Origin of the sequence: Endozoicomonas sp. 4G (assembly GCF_023822025.1) — a bacterium.
Classification (GTDB): domain Bacteria; phylum Pseudomonadota; class Gammaproteobacteria; order Pseudomonadales; family Endozoicomonadaceae; genus Endozoicomonas_A.
The window spans coordinates 664,288-681,198 of sequence record NZ_CP082909.1 but is presented as its reverse complement, the minus strand read 5'-3'; the positions used below and the strand labels follow the sequence as shown (position 1 = coordinate 681,198).

Below are 16,911 nucleotides of genomic sequence, written 5' to 3'. Positions count from 1 at the left end.
ACCTCTCCAGATTTTGACTAACCTGATTTTCCAATAAGCATTTCCACAACTGGGAAGCCGGGCCTTGCTATTCAAAAAACCATTGATTTTAACCTTGGCCGTTGTTTTTTCTGTGCATTGCTCTAATGGCCATGCTCAGGAAAACAGGTTGTCTTTGCTCTTCGTTCTGGACGTCGAAGCTAAGACTTACTGTCAGGCAGCCTCAAACGAGGGCTCTGGCAGTGAAGACAACGGCGGCTCTGATGAAAGCAGCAACAACCTTTCTGACGAAGACGAAACTAATACTGAAACGGATGTTCAGTGTGTAAACACGACAGCAGCCCCTTTTCGGGCATTAAATGAATTCAGTCAGTATTGTGCAACCCTGAGACAGAATATGATGAATCAGGAGTCCATTTCAGACAGTGAAATGCCCATTGAGTCAACCAACAAACAGACCCACCTGCCTGCTGACCAGAGACCCAAGCTGCACCAGTGTGACCATGAGGGCTGTAACTACAGCACCGACTACAAGGGCAATCTGAAAAGGCACAAACAGACCCACCTGCCTGCCGACCAGAGAGCCAAGGTGCACCGGTGTGACCATGAGGGCTGCAACTACAGCACCGACCAAAGGGGCAACCTGAAAACGCACAAAAAGAGCCACCTGCCCGCCGACCAGAGACCCAATGTGCACCAGTGTGACCATGAAGGCTGCGACTACAGCTCCGACCAAGCGAATCATCTGAAAACGCACAAACAGACCCACCTGCCTGCCGACCAGAGAGCCAGGATACATCAGTGTGACCATCAGGGCTGCAACTACAGCACCGACCACGTAAGCGATCTGAAAAGGCACAAACAGACCCACCTGCCTGCCGACCAGAGAGTCAAGGTGCACCAGTGTGACCATGAGGGCTGCGACTACAGCACCGACTATCTGAGCCATCTGAAAATGCACAAACAGACTCACCTGTCTGCTGACCAAAGACCCAAGCTGCACCAGTGTGACCATGAGGGCTGTAACTACAGCACCGACTACAAGGGCAATCTGAAAAGGCACAAACGGATCCACCTGCCTGCCGACCAGAGAGTCAAGGCGCAGCAGTGTGACTATGAGGGCTGCAACTACGGCACCGACCACACGAGCGATCTGAAAATACATAAACGAATCCACCTGCCTGCCGACCAGAGAACCAGGATGCACAAATGTGACCATGAAGGCTGCACCTTCAGATCCGATCTGCCAGGTACTATCAAAAAGCACAAACGGATCCACCTGCCTGCCGACCAGAGACCCAAAGTGCACCAGTGTGACCATGAAGGCTGTGACTACAGCACTGAAAATGCGAGCCATCTGAAAAGGCACAAACAGAAACATCTGCCTGCCGACCAGAGACCCAAGCTGCACAAGTGTGACCATGAAGGTTGCGACTACAGCACCGACCAGGCGAACCATCTGAAAACGCACAAACAGACCCACCTGCCTGCCGAACAGAGACCCAAGGTGCACCGGTGTGACCATGAGGGCTGCAACTACAGCACCGACCAAAGGGGTAACCTGAAAACGCACAAAAAGAGCCACCTGCCCGCCGACCAGAGACCCAATGTGCACCAGTGTGACCATGAAGGCTGCGACTACAGCTCCGACCAAGCGAACCATCTGAAAACGCACAAACAGACCCACCTGCCTGCCGACCAGAGAGTCAAGGTGCACCAGTGTGACCATGAGGGCTGCGACTACAGCACCGATCGGGCGAACAATCTGGGAAAGCACAAACAGACCCACCTGCGTTACGACCAAAGACCCAAAAGAAAAGCGTATGACCAGCCACCATCTAACAAGAAAAGAAAGAAGGATGATAAAGAATGATCCGCCTCTCAACTCGCCTCAAAGAAACTTCAGACCTCGCTCCAGATTTTGACTAACCTGATTTCCCAATAAGCATTTCAACAACTGGGAAGCCAGGCCTTGCTATTCAAAAAACCATTGATTTTGACCTTGGTCGTTGTTTTTTCTGTGCATTGCTCTAATGGCCACGCTCAGGAAAACAGGTTGCCTTTGCTCTTCGTTCTGGGCGTCGAAGCCAAGACTTACTGTCGGGCAGCCTCAAACGAGGGTTCTGGCAGTGAAGACAGCGGCTGCTCTGATGAAAGCAGCAACAACCTTTCTGACGAAGACGAAACTAATACTGAAACGGATGTTCAGTGTGCAAACACGACAGCTGACCCTTTTCGGGCATTAAATGAATTCAGTCAGTATTGTGCGACTCTGAGACAGAATATGATGAATCAGGAGTCCATTTCAGACAGTGAAATGCCCATTGAGTCAAAGGTAGTAGTGATAGCGAGACCCAGGAGATCCAGGGTGCACCATTGTGACCATGAGGGCTGTAACTACAGCACCGGCAACACAGGCAATCTGAAAAGGCACAAACAGACCCACCTGCCTGCCGACCAGAGACTCAAGGTGCACCAGTGTGACCATAAAGGCTGTGACTACAGCACCGACCGGGCGAACCATCTGAAAATGCACAAACTGACCCACCTGCCTGCCGACCAGAGAGCCAAGGTGCACCGGTGTGACCATGAGGGCTGCAACTACAGCTCTGACTACACCAGCGATCTGAAAAAACACAAACGGATCCACCTGCCTGCTGACCAGAGACCCAGGATGCACCGGTGTGACCATGACGGCTGCAACTTCAGCACCGACTACAGTAACTCTCTGAAAACGCACAAACTGACCCACCTGCCTGCTGACCAGAGACCCAAGGTGCACCGGTGTGGCCATGAGGGCTGCGACTACGGCACCGGCTTAACGAGCGATCTGAAAAGGCACAAACAGACCCACCTGCCTGCCGACCAGAGACCCAATGTACACCAGTGTGACCATGAAGGCTGTGACTACAGCACCGGTCACACAGGCCACCTGAAAATGCATAAACTGACCCACCTGCCCGGCGACCAGAGAGCCAGGTTACATCAGTGTGACCATCAGGGCTGCAACTACAGCACCGACCACAGGGGCAATCTGAAAATGCACAAACAGAGCCATCTGGCTGCCGACCAGAGAGTCAAGGTGCACCAGTGTGACCATGAGGGCTGCGACTACAGCACCGATCGGGCGAACAATCTGGAAAAGCACAAAAAGACCCACCTGCGTTACGGCCAGAGACCCAAAAGAAAAGCGTATGACCAGCCGCCATCTAACAAGAAAAGAAGGAAGGATGATAAAGAATGATCCGCCCCCCAACTCGCCTCAAAGAAACCTCCGACCTCTCCAGATTTTGACTAACCTGATTTTCCAATAAGCATTTCCACAACTGGGAAGCCGGGCCTTGCTATTCAAAAAACCATTGATTTTAACCTTGGCCGTTGTTTTTTCTGTGCATTGCTCTAATGGCCATGCTCAGGAAAACAGGTTGTCTTTGCTCTTCGTTCTGGACGTCGAAGCTAAGACTTACTGTCAGGCAGCCTCAAACGAGGGCTCTGGCAGTGAAGACAACGGCGGCTCTGATGAAAGCAGCAACAACCTTTCTGACGAAGACGAAACTAATACTGAAACGGATGTTCAGTGTGTAAACACGACAGCAGCCCCTTTTCGGGCATTAAATGAATTCAGTCAGTATTGTGCAACCCTGAGACAGAATATGATGAATCAGGAGTCCATTTCAGACAGTGAAATGCCCATTGAGTCAACCGACAAACAGACCCACCTGCCTGCTGACCAGAGACCCAAGCTGCACCAGTGTGACCATGACGGCTGCAAGTACAGCACCGGCTACAAGAGCAACCTGAACAGGCACAAACAGATCCACCTGCCTGCCGACCAGAGGCTCAAGGTGCACCAGTGTGACCATGAAGGCTGTGACTACAGCACCGACCGGTCGTACCATCTGAAAATGCACAAGCAGACCCACCTGCCTGCCGACCAGAGAGTCAAGGTGCACCAGTGTGACCATGAAGGCTGTGACTACAGCAGCGATCGGACGAACCACCTGAAAACGCACAAACAGACCCACCTGCCTGCCGACCAGAGACTCAAGGTGCATCAGTGTGGCCATGAAGGCTGTGACTACAGCACCGACCGGGCGCACCATCTGAAAACGCACAAACAGACCCATCTGCCTGCCGACCAGAGACTCAGGGTGCACCAGTGTGATCATCAAGGCTGCAAGTACAGCACCGACCACGTAAGCGATCTGAAAAGGCACAAACAGACCCACCTGCCTGCCGACCAGAGACTCAAGCGGCACCAGTGTGACCATCAGGGCTGTAACTACAGCACTGACTACACGGGCGATCTGAAAAGGCACAAACAGACCCACCTGCCTGCCGACCAAAGACCCGAAAGACTCAAAAGAAAAGCCCATGACCAGCTGTCACCTGTCAAGAAAAGAAAGAAAGGTAATAAAGAATGATCCAGCTCCCAACCCGCCTCAAAGAAATCTCCAACCTCTCTCCAGATTTTGACTAACCTGATTTTCGAACAAGCATTTCAACAACTGGGAAGCCAAGCCTTGCCATCCAAAAAACCATTAATTTTGATCTTGGCCGCTGCCTTTTCTGTGTATTGTTCTAATGGCCAGACTCAGGAGAATAGTATGACTTTGCCCTTCGCTCTGGCTGTCGGCAAGGCGCTTATCAACACTCCGAAATTTTTTTTTGAGGTCTCATCCACAAAAACTGGTCTTCAATCCCTGTGCGTCGAAGCTAAGGTTTACAGTCGGGCAGCCACTGATGATAGTGCCTACAGCGAAGACAGTGACAGCGAAGACAGTGACAGTGAAGACAGCGGCACCTCTGATGGAAGCAGCGGCAACCTTCCAGACGAAGACGACACTGAGACCGAAACGGATGTTCAGTGTAAAAACACGACAGTTGACCCTTTTCGGGCATTAAAGGAATTCAGTCAGTATTGTGCGACTCTGAGACTGAACGTGATTCAGCAGGAGTCTATTTCAGACAGTAAAATACCCAGAAAACTCAAGTTGCACCAGTGTGACCATGAGGGCTGTAACTACAGCACCGACTACAAGGGCAATCTGAAAAGGCACAAACGGATCCACCTGCCTGCCGACCAGAGAGTCAAGGCGCAGCAGTGTGACTATGAGGGCTGCAACTACGGCACCGACCACACGAGCGATCTGAAAATACATAAACGAATCCACCTGCCTGCCGACCAGAGAACCAGGATGCACAAATGTGACCATGAAGGCTGCACCTTCAGATCCGATCTGCCAGGTACTATCAAAAAGCACAAACGGATCCACCTGCCTGCCGACCAGAGACCCAAAGTGCACCAGTGTGACCATGAAGGCTGTGACTACAGCACTGAAAATGCGAGCCATCTGAAAAGGCACAAACAGAAACATCTGCCTGCCGACCAGAGACCCAAGGTGCACCAGTGTGATCATCAAGGCTGCAACTACAGCACCGAACACATAGGCGATCTGAAAAGGCACAAACAGACCCATCTGCCTGCCGACCAAAGACCCGAAAGAGTCAAAAGACGCCAGTGTGACCATGAAGGCTGCGACTACAACACCCACTGGACGAGCCATCTGAAAAGGCACAAACTGACCCACCTGCCTGCCAACCAGAGACCCAAAAGACTCAAAAGACCCAAAAGAAAAGCCCATGGCCAGCTGCCATCTGTCAAGAAAAGAAAGAAAGGTGATAAAGGATGATCCACCTCCCAACCCGCCTCAAAGAAACCTCCGGCCTCTCTCCAGATTTTGACTAACCTGACTTCCCAATAAGCATTTCAACAACTGGGAAGCCAGGCCTTGTTATTGAAAAAACCGTTGATTGTGATCTTTGTCATTGCCTTTTCTGTGTATTGCTCTGATAGCCACGGTCAGGAAAATAGAACACCGCAGGAGCAAGTCTGCTTCGGTGATGACATCCTTTTAAAGCCAGACACTCGCTATTGCTTTTCTCCTGACCCTGACGTTGAAGCCAGAGGCAGCGGCCGGACAGCCTCTGATGATAGTGCCTACAGCGAAGACAGTGGCAGTGAAGACAGCGGCTCCTCTGATGAAAGCAGCAACAACCTTTCTAGCGAAGACGACACTAATACTGAAACAGATGCTCAGTGTGTAAACACGACAGTTGACCCTTTTCGGGCATTAAATGAATTCAGTCAGTATTGTGCGACCCTGAGACAGAATATGATGGATCAGGAGTTCATTTCAGACAGCGAAATGCCCATTGAGTCACAGACCCACCTTCCTGCTGACCAGAGACCCAGGCTGCACCAGTGTGACCATGAGGGCTGCAATTTCAGCACCGACTACACGGGCGATCTGAACAGGCACAAACAGACCCACCTGCCTGCCGACCAGAGACCCAAGGTGCACCAGTGTGACTATGAGGAGTGCAACTACAGCACCGACCGCATAAACGATCTGAAAAAGCACAAGCAGACCCACCTGCCTCCCGACCAGAGAGCCAAGATGCACCAGTGTGATCACCAGGGCTGCAATTACAGCACCGACCGCATAAGCGATCTGAAAAGACACAAACAGACCCACCTGCCTGCCGACCAGAGGAGACCCAAGCTGCACCAGTGTGATCATCAGGGCTGCAACTACAGCGCCGACTACACGAGTGATCTGAAAAGGCACAAACAGACCCACCTGCCTGCCGACCAGAGGAGACCCAGGCTGCACCAGTGTGACCATGAAGGCTGCAACTACAGCAGCGACCGGGCGAACCATTTGAAAAAGCACAAACAGACCCATCTGCCTGCTAACCAGAGACCCAAAAGACTCAAAAGGAAAGCGCATAACCAGCTGCCATCTGACAAGAAAAGAAAGAAAGGTGATAAAGGATGATCCACCTCTCAACGCGCCTCAAAGAAATCTCCGACCTCTCTCCAGATTTTGACTAACCTGATTTCTCAATAAGCATTTCAACAACTGGGAAGTCAGGCCTTGCTATTGAAAAAACCATTGATTGTGATCTTTGCCATTGCCTTTTCTGTGTATTGCTCTGATAGCCACGGTCAGGAAAATAGAACACCACAGGAGCAAGTCTGCTTCGGTGATGACATCCTTTTAAGGCCACTCTTAAAGTCAGACAGTCGCTATTGCTTTTTTCCTGCCACTGGCGTTTCTCCCGACTCTGGCTTTGAACCCAGGGTCTGCAGTCGGGCAGCCTCTGATGATAGTGCCTACAGCGAAGACAGTGGCAGTGAAGACAGCGGCTGCTCTGATGAAAGCAACAACCTTTCTGACGAAGACGACACTAATACTGAAACGGATGCTCAGTGTGTAAACACGACAGTTGACCCTTTTCAGGCATTAAATGAATTCAGTCAGTATTGTGCGACCCTGCGACAGAATATGATGGATCAGGAGTTCATTTCAGACAGTGAAATGCCCATTGAGTCAACCGACAAACAGACCCACCTGCCTGCTGACCAGAGAGCCAGGGGGCACCAGTGTGACTATGAAGGCTGCAACTACAGCACCGAGAAGGCGCATAATCTGAAAAGGCACAAACAGATCCACCTGCCTGCCGACCAGAGACCCAGGGTGCACCAATGTGACCATGGGGGCTGCAATTACAGAACCGACCACAAAGGCCATCTGAATGAGCACAAACAGACCCACCTGCCTGCTAAGCAGAAACCCAAGCCGCACCAGTGTGAACATCAAGGCTGCGACTACAGCACCAACCAGGCGAGTAATCTGAAAAAACACAAACAGATCCACCTGCCTGCCAACCAGAGAGCCAGAGTGCACCGGTGTGACCATGAAGGTTGCAACTACTGTACTGACTACACGAACGTCCTCAAAATGCACAAGCAGACTCACCTGCCTGCCGACCAGAGACCCTGGATGCACCGGTGTGACCATGAGGGTTGCGACTACATCAGTATTCGGATGGGTGATCTGAAAAGGCACAAACAGACCCACCTGCCTGCCGACCAGAGACTCAAGGTGCACCAGTGTGACCATGAAGGCTGTGACTACAGCACCGACCAGACGTACCATCTGAAAAGGCACAAACGAACCCACCTGCCTGCTGAGCAGAGACCCAGGGTTCACCAGTGTGACTATGAGGGCTGCGACTACAGCACCGACCAGGCAACCTATCTGAAAGTGCACAAACAGAACCACCTGCCTGTCGACCAGAGACCCGGGGTGCGCCGGTGTGACCATGAGGGCTGCAACTACAGCACCGACTACACGAGCAGTCTGAACAGGCACAAACTGACCCACCTGCCTGCCGACCAGAGACCCAAAAGACTCAAAAGGAAAGCCCATGACCAGCTGCCATCTGACAAGAAAAGAAAGAAAGGTGATAAAGGATGATCCACCTCCCAACGCGCCTCAAAGAAATCTCCGACCTCTCTCCATATTTTTACTAACCTGACTTTCCAATAAGCATTTCAACAATTGGGAAGTCAGGCCTTGCTATTGAAAAAACCATTGATTGTGATCTTTGCCATTGCCTTTTCTTTGTATTGCTCTGATAGCCACGGTCAGGAAAATAGAATAGCACAGGAGCAAGTCTGCTTCGGTGATGACATCCTCTTAAAGCCAGACACTCGCTATTGCTTTTCTCCCGACCCTGACGTTGAAGCCAGAGGCAGCAGCCGAGCAGCCTCTGATGATAGTGCCTACAGCGAAGACAGTGGCAATGAAGACAGCGGCTCCTCTGATGAAAGCAGCAACAACCTTTCTGGCGAAGACGACACTAATACTGAAACGGATGCTCTGTGTGTAAACACGACAGTTGACCCTTTTTGGGCATTAAATGAATTCAGTCAGTATTGTGCGACCCTGAGACAGAATATGATGGATCAGGAGTTCATTTCAGACATCGAAATGCCCATTGAGTCAACCGACAAACAGAGCCACCTGCCTGCTGACCAGAGAGCCAAGGTGCACCAGTGTGACTATGAAGGCTGCGACTACAACACCGAGCAGGCGCATAATCTGAAAAGGCACAAACAGATCCACCTGCCTGCCAACCAGAGAGCCAGGGTGCACCGGTGTGACTATGAAGGCTGCGACTACAGCACCGACCAGACGAATAATCTGAAAAGGCACAAACAGATCCACCTGCCTGCCAACCAGAGAGCCAGGGTGCACCGGTGTGACCATGAAAGCTGCGACTACAGCACCGACCGCACGAACCATCTGAAAACGCACAAACAGACCCATCTGCCTGCCGACCAGAGAGCCAAGGTGCACCAGTGTGATCATGAGGAGTGCGACTACAGCACCGACCTCACAAGCAATCTGAACAAGCACAAACAGACCCACCTGCCTGCTAAGCAGAGACCCAAGCCGCACCAGTGTGACCATCAAGGCTGCGACTACAGCACCGACCAGACGAATAATCTGAAAAGGCACAAACAGATCCACCTGCCTGCCAACCAGAGAGCCAGAGTGCACCGGTGTGACCATGAGGGCTGCAACTACAGCACCAACAACACGAACCATCTGAAAAAGCACAAACGGACCCACCTGCCTCCCGATCAGAGAGCCAGAGTGCACCAGTGTGACCATAAAGGCTGTGACTACAGCACCGACCAGACGAGCCATCTGAAAAGGCACAAACGGACCCACCTGCCTGCCGACCAGAGACCCAGGGTGCACCAATGTGACCATGAGGGCTGCAATTACAGAACCGACCACAAAGGCCATCTGAATGAGCACAAACACACCCACCTGCCTGCCGAGCAGAGAGCCGGAGCGCACCGGTGTGACCATGAGGACTGCAACTACAGCACCGACTACATGAGCGGTCTGAAAAGGCACAAACAGACCCACCTGCCTGCTGAGCAGAGACCCAAGCCGCACCAGTGTGACCACGAAGGCAGTGACTACAGCACCGACCTCAGGGGCAACCTGAAAATGCACAAACAGACCCACCTGCCTGCCGACCAGAAACTCAAAAGGAAAGCCCATGACCAGCTGCCATCTGACAAGAAAAGAAAGAAAGGTGATAAAGGATGATCCACCTCCCAACCCGCCCCAAAGAAATCTCCGACCACTCTCCAGATTTTTACTAACCTGACTTTTCAATAAGCATTTCAACAACTGGGAAGTCAGGCCTTGTTATTGAAAAAACCGTTGATTGTGATCTTTGCCACTGCCTTTTCTGTGTATTGCTCTAATAGCCACGGTCAGGAAAATAGAACACCACAGGAGCAAGTCTGCTTCGGTGATGACATCCTTTTAAGGCCACTCTTAAAGTCAGACAGTCGCTATTGCTTTTTTCCTGCCACTGGCGTCTCTCCCGACTCTGGCTTTGAACCCAGGGTCTGCAGTCGGGCAGCGTCTGATGATAGTGCCTACAGCGAAGACAGTGGCAGTGAAGACAGCGGCTGCTCTGATGAAAGCAGCAACAACCTTTCTGACGAAGACGACACTAATACTGAAACGGATGTTCAGTGTGCAAACACGACAGCTGACCCTTTTCGGGCATTAAATGAATTCAGTCAGTATTGTGCGACCCTGCGACAGAATATGATGGATCAGGAGTTCATTTCAGACATCGAAATGCCCATTGAGTCAACCGACAAACAGATCCACCTGCTTGCTGACCAGAGAGCCAAGGTGCACCAGTGTGACTATGAAGGCTGCGACTACAACACCGAGCAGCCGCATAATCTGAAAAGGCACAAACAGATCCACCTGCCTGCCAACCAGAGATCCAGGGTGCACCGGTGTGACCATGAAGGCTGCGACTACAGCACCGACCATGCGAATAATCTGAAAAGGCACAAACAGATCCACCTGCCTGCCGACCAGAGAGCCAGGGTGTACCGGTGTGAGCATGAAGGTTGCAACTACTGTACTGACTACACGAATGTCCTCAAAATGCACAAGCAGACTCACCTGCCTGCCGACCAGAGACCCTGGATGCACCGGTGTGACCATGAGGGTTGCGACTACATCAGTATTCGGATGGGTGATCTGAAAAGGCACAAACAGATCCACCTGCCTGCCGACCAGAGAACCAAGCTGCACCAGTGTGACCATGAAGGCTGCGACTACACCAGCGACCGGACGTACCATCTGAAAACACACAAACAGACCCATCTGCCTGCCGACCAGAGAGCCAAGGTGCACAAGTGTGACCATGAGGAGTGCAACTACAGCACCGACCTCATAAGCAATCTGAAAAAGCACAAACAGACTCACCTGCCTGCCGACCAGAGACCCAGGGTGCACCGGTGTGACCATGAAGGCTGCAACTACAGCACCGACTACACCAGCGATCTGAAAAAGCACAAACGGATCCACCTACCTGCTGACCAGAGAGCCAGAGTGCACCAGTGTGACCATGAAGGCTGCAACTACAGCACCGAACGGACGAACGATCTGAAAAAGCACAAACAGACCCACCTGCCTGCCGACCAGAGACCCAAAAGACTCAAAAGGAAAGCCCATGACCAGCTGCCATCTGAGAAGAAAAGAAAGAAAGGTGATAAAGGATGATCCACCTCCCAACCCGCCCCAAAGAAATCTCCGACCACTCTCCAGATTTTTACTAACCTGACTTTCCAATAAGCATTTCAACAACTGGGAAGTCAGGCCTTGTTATTGAAAAAACCGTTGATTGTGATCTTTGCCACTGCCTTTCTGTGTATTGCTCTAATAGCCACGGTCAGGAAAATAGAACACCACAGGAGCAAGTCTGCTTCGGTGATGACATCCTTTTAAGGCCACTCTTAAAGTCAGACAGTCGCTATTGCTTTTTTCCTGCCACTGGCGTCTCTCCCGACTCTGGCTTTGAACCCAGGGTCTGCAGTCGGGCAGCCTCTGATGATAGTGCCTACAGCGAAGACAGTGGCAGTGAAGACAGCGGCTGCTCTGATGAAAGCAACAACCTTTCTGACGAAGACGACACTAATACTGAAACGGATGCTCAGTGTGTAAACACGACAGTTGACCCTTTTCAGGCATTAAATGAATTCAGTCAGTATTGTGCGACCCTGCGACAGAATATGATGGATCAGGAGTTCATTTCAGACAGTGAAATGCCCATTGAGTCAACCGACAAACAGACCCACCTGCCTGCTGACCCGAAAGCCAAGGTGCACCAGTGTGACTATGAAGGCTGCGACTACAGCACCAACCAGGCGAATAATCTGAAAAAACACAAACAGATCCACCTGCCTGCCAACCAGAGAGCCAGGGTGCACCGGTGTGACCATGAAAGCTGCGACTACAGCACCGATCAGGCGAATAATCTGAAAAGGCACAAACAGACCCACCTGACTGCCGACCAGAAATTCAAAAGACTCAAAAGGAAAGCGCATGACCAGCTGCCATCTTCTGACAAGAAAAGAAAAAAGGGTAATAAGGGATGATCCACCTCCCAACCTGCCTCAAAGAAATTTCCAACCTCTCTCTAAATTTTGACTAACCTGACTTCCCAATAAACATTTCAACAACTGGGAAGCCAGACCTTGCTATTGAAAAAACCTTTGATTGTGATCTTTGCCATTGCCTTTTCTGTGTATTGCTGTAATGGCCACGGTCAGGCTCCTCAGGAGCAAGTCTGCTTCGGAAATAGCCAACTTACCCGGATAAGCTTTCTACCTGACGATAATCTGAAAATTGGCCTTCACTCCCTGGGCATCGAAACGATTATTCTCCCTCTTTTTCCTGCCCGGGATGCGCTTGACGCTATGGTTAAAGCTATCGTTACTGAGATACAGCAAAGAGACGAGCAGCAACGTGAAATCATTGCAGCAGCCAGACAAAGGGGGAGACTGATGCTCTCTCGCTTTAAAAGCGACAACAGGCCTGGGGAACCAGAAGAGGAGGGTATTGAAGAAGAGAGCGAAGCCATTGAGACGAACCACAGCGATATGCCATGGGTTTGCTTCGGTGATGATATCCTCTTAAAGCCACTCTTAAAGTCAGACAGTCGCTATTGCTTTTTTCCTGCCACTGGCGTCTCTCCTGACCCTGACGTTGAAGCCAGAAGCTGCAGTCGGGCAGCCTCTGATGATAGTGCCTACAGCGAAGACAGTGGCAGTGAAGACAGCGGCTCCTCTGATGAAAGCAGCAACAACCTTTCTGACGAAGACGACACTAATACTGAAACGGATACTCAGTGTATAAACACGACAGTTGACTCTTTTAGAGCATTACATGAATTCAGTCAGTATTGTGCAACTCTAAGACAGGATACGATAAATCAGGAGCCCATTTCAGACAGTGAAATGCCCATTGAGTCAACCCACAAACAGACCCACCTGCCTGCTAACCAGAGAGCCAGGGGGCACCAGTGTGACTATGAAGGCTGCAACTACAGCACCGAGAAGGCGCATAATCTGAAAAGGCACAAACAGATCCACCTGCCTGCCGACCAGAGAACCAAGCTGCACCAGTGTGACCATGAAGGCTGCGACTACCGCAGCAACCGGTCAAATAATCTGAAAAGGCACAAACAGATTCACCTGCCTGCCGACCAGAGAACCAAGCTGCACCGGTGTGACCATGAAGGCTGCGACTACAGAAGCGACCGGACGTACCATCTGAAAACGCACAAACAGACCCATCTGCCTGCCGACCAGAGACGCAGGAGGCACCAGTGTGACCATGAGGAGTGCGACTACAGCAGCGACCTCATAAGCAATCTGAAAATGCACAAACAGACCCACCTGCCTGCCGACCAGAGAACCAAGCTGCACCAGTGTGACCATGAAGGCTGCGACTACAGCACCGACCGGGCGAGCTATCTGAAAACGCACAAACAGATCCACCTGCCTGCCGACCAGAGACGCTGGAGGCACCGGTGTGACCATCAGGACTGCAACTACAGCACCGACTACACGAGCAATCTGAAAACGCACAAACAGACCCACCTGCCTGCCGACCAGAGACGCAGGAGGCACCGGTGTGACCATCAGGGCTGTGACTACAGCACCGACATCAAGGGCAACCTGAAAATGCACAAACAGAGACATCTGCCTGCCGACCAGAGACTCAAAAGGAAAGCACATGACCAGCTGCCGTCTGACAAGAAAAGAAAGATGGGTGATAAAGAATGATCAACCTCCCAACCCGCCTCAAAGAAATTTCCAACCTCTCTCTAAATTTTGACTAACCTGATTTCCCAATAAACATTTCAACAACCGGGAAGCCAGACCTTGCTATTGAAAAAACTATTGATTGTGATCTTTGCCACTGCCTTTTCTATATATTGCTCTGATAGCCACGGTCAGGAAAATAGAACAGCACAGGAGCAAGTCTGCTTCGGTGATGACATCCTCTTAAAGTCAAATACTCGCTATTGCTTTTTTCCTGCCACTGGCGTCTCTCCTGACTCTGGCTTTGAACCCAGGGTCTGCAGTCGGGCAGCCTCTGATGATAGTGCCTACAGCGAAGACAGTGGCAGTGAAGACAGCGGCTGCTCTGATGAAAGCAACAACCTTTCTGACGAAGACGACACTAATACTGAAACGGATGCTCAGTGTGTAAACACGACAGTTGACCCTTTTCAGGCATTAAATGAATTCAGTCAGTATTGTGCGACCCTGCGACAGAATATGATGGATCAGGAGTTCATTTCAGACAGTGAAATGCCCATTGAGTCAACCGACAAACAGACCCACCTGCCTGCTGACCCGAAAGCCAAGGTGCACCAGTGTGACTATGAAGGCTGCGACTACAGCACCAACCAGGCGAATAATCTGAAAAAACACAAACAGATCCACCTGCCTGCCAACCAGAGAGCCAGGGTGCACCGGTGTGACCATGAAAGCTGCGACTACAGCACCGATCAGGCGAATAATCTGAAAAGGCACAAACAGACCCACCTGACTGCCGACCAGAAATTCAAAAGACTCAAAAGGAAAGCGCATGACCAGCTGCCATCTTCTGACAAGAAAAGAAAAAAGGGTAATAAGGGATGATCCACCTCCCAACCTGCCTCAAAGAAATTTCCAACCTCTCTCTAAATTTTGACTAACCTGACTTCCCAATAAACATTTCAACAACTGGGAAGCCAGACCTTGCTATTGAAAAAACCTTTGATTGTGATCTTTGCCATTGCCTTTTCTGTGTATTGCTGTAATGGCCACGGTCAGGCTCCTCAGGAGCAAGTCTGCTTCGGAAATAGCCAACTCACCCGGATAAGCTTTCTACCTGACGATAATCTGAAAATTGGCCTTCACTCCCTGGGCATCGAAACGATTATTCTCCCTCTTTTTCCTGCCCGGGATGCGCTTGACGCTATGGTTAAAGCTATCGTTACTGAGATACAGCAAAGAGACGAGCAGCAACGTGAAATCATTGCAGCAGCCAGACAAAGGGGAGACTGATGCTCTCTCGCTTTAAAAGCGACAACAGGCCTGGGGAACCAGAAGAGGAGGGTATTGAAGAAGAGAGCGAAGCCATTGAGACGAACCACAGCGATATGCCATGGGTTTGCTTCGGTGATGATATCCTCTTAAAGCCACTCTTAAAGTCAGACAGTCGCTATTGCTTTTTTCCTGCCACTGGCGTCTCTCCTGACCCTGACGTTGAAGCCAGAAGCTGCAGTCGGGCAGCCTCTGATGATAGTGCCTACAGCGAAGACAGTGGCAGTGAAGACAGCGGCTCCTCTGATGAAAGCAGCAACAACCTTTCTGACGAAGACGACACTAATACTGAAACGGATACTCAGTGTATAAACACGACAGTTGACTCTTTTAGAGCATTACATGAATTCAGTCAGTATTCTGCAACTCTAAGACAGGATACGATAAATCAGGAGCCCATTTCAGACAGTGAAATGCCCATTGAGTCAACCCACAAACAGACCCACCTGCCTGCTAACCAGAGAGCCAGGGGGCACCAGTGTGACTATGAAGGCTGCAACTACAGCACCGAGAAGGCGCATAATCTGAAAAGGCACAAACAGATCCACCTGCCTGCCGACCAGAGAACCAAGCTGCACCAGTGTGACCATGAAGGCTGCGACTACCGCAGCAACCGGTCAAATAATCTGAAAAGGCACAAACAGATTCACCTGCCTGCCGACCAGAGAACCAAGCTGCACCGGTGTGACCATGAAGGCTGCGACTACAGAAGCGACCGGACGTACCATCTGAAAACGCACAAACAGACCCATCTGCCTGCCGACCAGAGACGCAGGAGGCACCAGTGTGACCATGAGGAGTGCGACTACAGCAGCGACCTCATAAGCAATCTGAAAATGCACAAACAGACCCACCTGCCTGCCGACCAGAGAACCAAGCTGCACCAGTGTGACCATGAAGGCTGCGACTACAGCACCGACCGGGCGAGCTATCTGAAAACGCACAAACAGATCCACCTGCCTGCCGACCAGAGACGCTGGAGGCACCGGTGTGACCATCAGGACTGCAACTACAGCACCGACTACACGAGCAATCTGAAAACGCACAAACAGACCCACCTGCCTGCCGACCAGAGACGCAGGAGGCACCAGTGTGACCATGAGGAGTGCGACTACAGCAGCGACCTCATAAGCAATCTGAAAATGCACAAACAGACCCACCTGCCTGCCGACCAGAGAACCAAGCTGCACCAGTGTGACCATGAAGGCTGCGACTACAGCACCGACCGGGCGAGCTATCTGAAAACGCACAAACAGATCCACCTGCCTGCCGACCAGAGACGCTGGAGGCACCGGTGTGACCATCAGGACTGCAACTACAGCACCGACTACACGAGCAATCTGAAAACGCACAAACAGACCCACCTGCCTGCCGACCAGAGACGCAGGAGGCACCGGTGTGACCATCAGGGCTGTGACTACAGCACCGACATCAAGGGCAACCTGAAAATGCACAAACAGAGACATCTGCCTGCCGACCAGAGACTCAAAAGGAAAGCACATGACCAGCTGCCGTCTGACAAGAAAAGAAAGATGGGTGATAAAGAATGATCAACCTCCCAACCCGCCTCAAAGAAATTTCCAACC

Annotated in this window: 13 protein-coding genes; all 13 read left to right on the top strand. The window is 51.2% G+C overall.

Annotated features, from left to right (window positions below; translation table 11 throughout):
* Positions 1 to 64: 64 nt before the first annotated feature.
* The 13 genes from K7B67_RS02560 to K7B67_RS02500 all read left to right on the top strand — a co-directional run bounded on the left by K7B67_RS02560 (position 65) and on the right by K7B67_RS02500 (position 16,875).
* Positions 65 to 1,852 (top strand): hypothetical protein, encoded by a 1,788-nt coding sequence (locus K7B67_RS02560; protein WP_252178810.1) that lies wholly within the window; start codon positions 65 to 67, stop codon positions 1,850 to 1,852.
* A gap of 99 nt (positions 1,853 to 1,951) precedes the next feature.
* The gene (locus K7B67_RS02555; protein WP_252178809.1) at positions 1,952 to 3,223 is read left to right on the top strand and encodes a hypothetical protein; all 1,272 of its coding nucleotides are present in this window, start codon (positions 1,952 to 1,954) and stop codon (positions 3,221 to 3,223) included.
* A 97-nt stretch (positions 3,224 to 3,320) separates the two neighbouring features.
* Complete coding sequence (locus K7B67_RS02550) at positions 3,321 to 4,403, top strand: hypothetical protein (protein WP_252178808.1); 1,083 nt, start codon at positions 3,321 to 3,323, stop codon at positions 4,401 to 4,403.
* A gap of 99 nt (positions 4,404 to 4,502) precedes the next feature.
* On the top strand, positions 4,503 to 5,672 hold the full coding sequence (locus K7B67_RS02545) for a C2H2-type zinc finger protein (RefSeq protein WP_252178807.1): 1,170 nt from the start codon (positions 4,503 to 4,505) through the stop codon (positions 5,670 to 5,672).
* A 99-nt stretch (positions 5,673 to 5,771) separates the two neighbouring features.
* A complete protein-coding gene (locus tag K7B67_RS02540; RefSeq protein WP_252178806.1) occupies positions 5,772 to 6,821 on the top strand; it encodes a hypothetical protein in 1,050 nt (349 codons plus the stop codon).
* Between the two features lie 99 nt (positions 6,822 to 6,920).
* On the top strand, positions 6,921 to 8,306 hold the full coding sequence (locus K7B67_RS02535; protein WP_252178805.1) for a hypothetical protein: 1,386 nt from the start codon (positions 6,921 to 6,923) through the stop codon (positions 8,304 to 8,306).
* Between the two features lie 99 nt (positions 8,307 to 8,405).
* A complete protein-coding gene (locus tag K7B67_RS02530) occupies positions 8,406 to 9,959 on the top strand; it encodes a hypothetical protein (protein WP_252178804.1) in 1,554 nt (517 codons plus the stop codon).
* 99 nt (positions 9,960 to 10,058) lie between these two features.
* Entirely contained in the window at positions 10,059 to 11,447 is a 1,389-nt protein-coding gene (locus K7B67_RS02525) for a hypothetical protein (protein ID WP_252178803.1), read from the top strand.
* Positions 11,448 to 11,593: 146 nt separating this feature from the next.
* The gene (locus K7B67_RS02520; RefSeq protein ID WP_252178802.1) at positions 11,594 to 12,322 is read left to right on the top strand and encodes a C2H2-type zinc finger protein; all 729 of its coding nucleotides are present in this window, start codon (positions 11,594 to 11,596) and stop codon (positions 12,320 to 12,322) included.
* Positions 12,323 to 12,421: 99 nt separating this feature from the next.
* Complete coding sequence (locus K7B67_RS02515; protein ID WP_252178801.1) at positions 12,422 to 14,014, top strand: hypothetical protein; 1,593 nt, start codon at positions 12,422 to 12,424, stop codon at positions 14,012 to 14,014.
* Between the two features lie 99 nt (positions 14,015 to 14,113).
* Complete coding sequence (locus tag K7B67_RS02510; protein WP_252178800.1) at positions 14,114 to 14,878, top strand: C2H2-type zinc finger protein; 765 nt, start codon at positions 14,114 to 14,116, stop codon at positions 14,876 to 14,878.
* A gap of 99 nt (positions 14,879 to 14,977) precedes the next feature.
* Positions 14,978 to 15,286 (top strand): hypothetical protein, encoded by a 309-nt coding sequence (locus K7B67_RS02505; protein WP_252178799.1) that lies wholly within the window; start codon positions 14,978 to 14,980, stop codon positions 15,284 to 15,286.
* Positions 15,286 to 16,875: a hypothetical protein gene (locus K7B67_RS02500; protein WP_252178798.1), complete on the top strand. Its 1,590-nt coding sequence runs from the start codon at positions 15,286 to 15,288 to the stop codon at positions 16,873 to 16,875. Before K7B67_RS02505 ends, K7B67_RS02500 begins: the two co-directional genes overlap by 1 nt.
* The last annotated feature ends 36 nt before the right edge of the window (positions 16,876 to 16,911 follow it).

Excerpts from the sequence above, each read along its gene's own strand:
- K7B67_RS02500 (WP_252178798.1), top strand. The coding sequence starts at position 15,286 with ATGCTCTCTCGCTTTAAAAGCGACAACAGGCCTGGGGAACCAGAAGAG.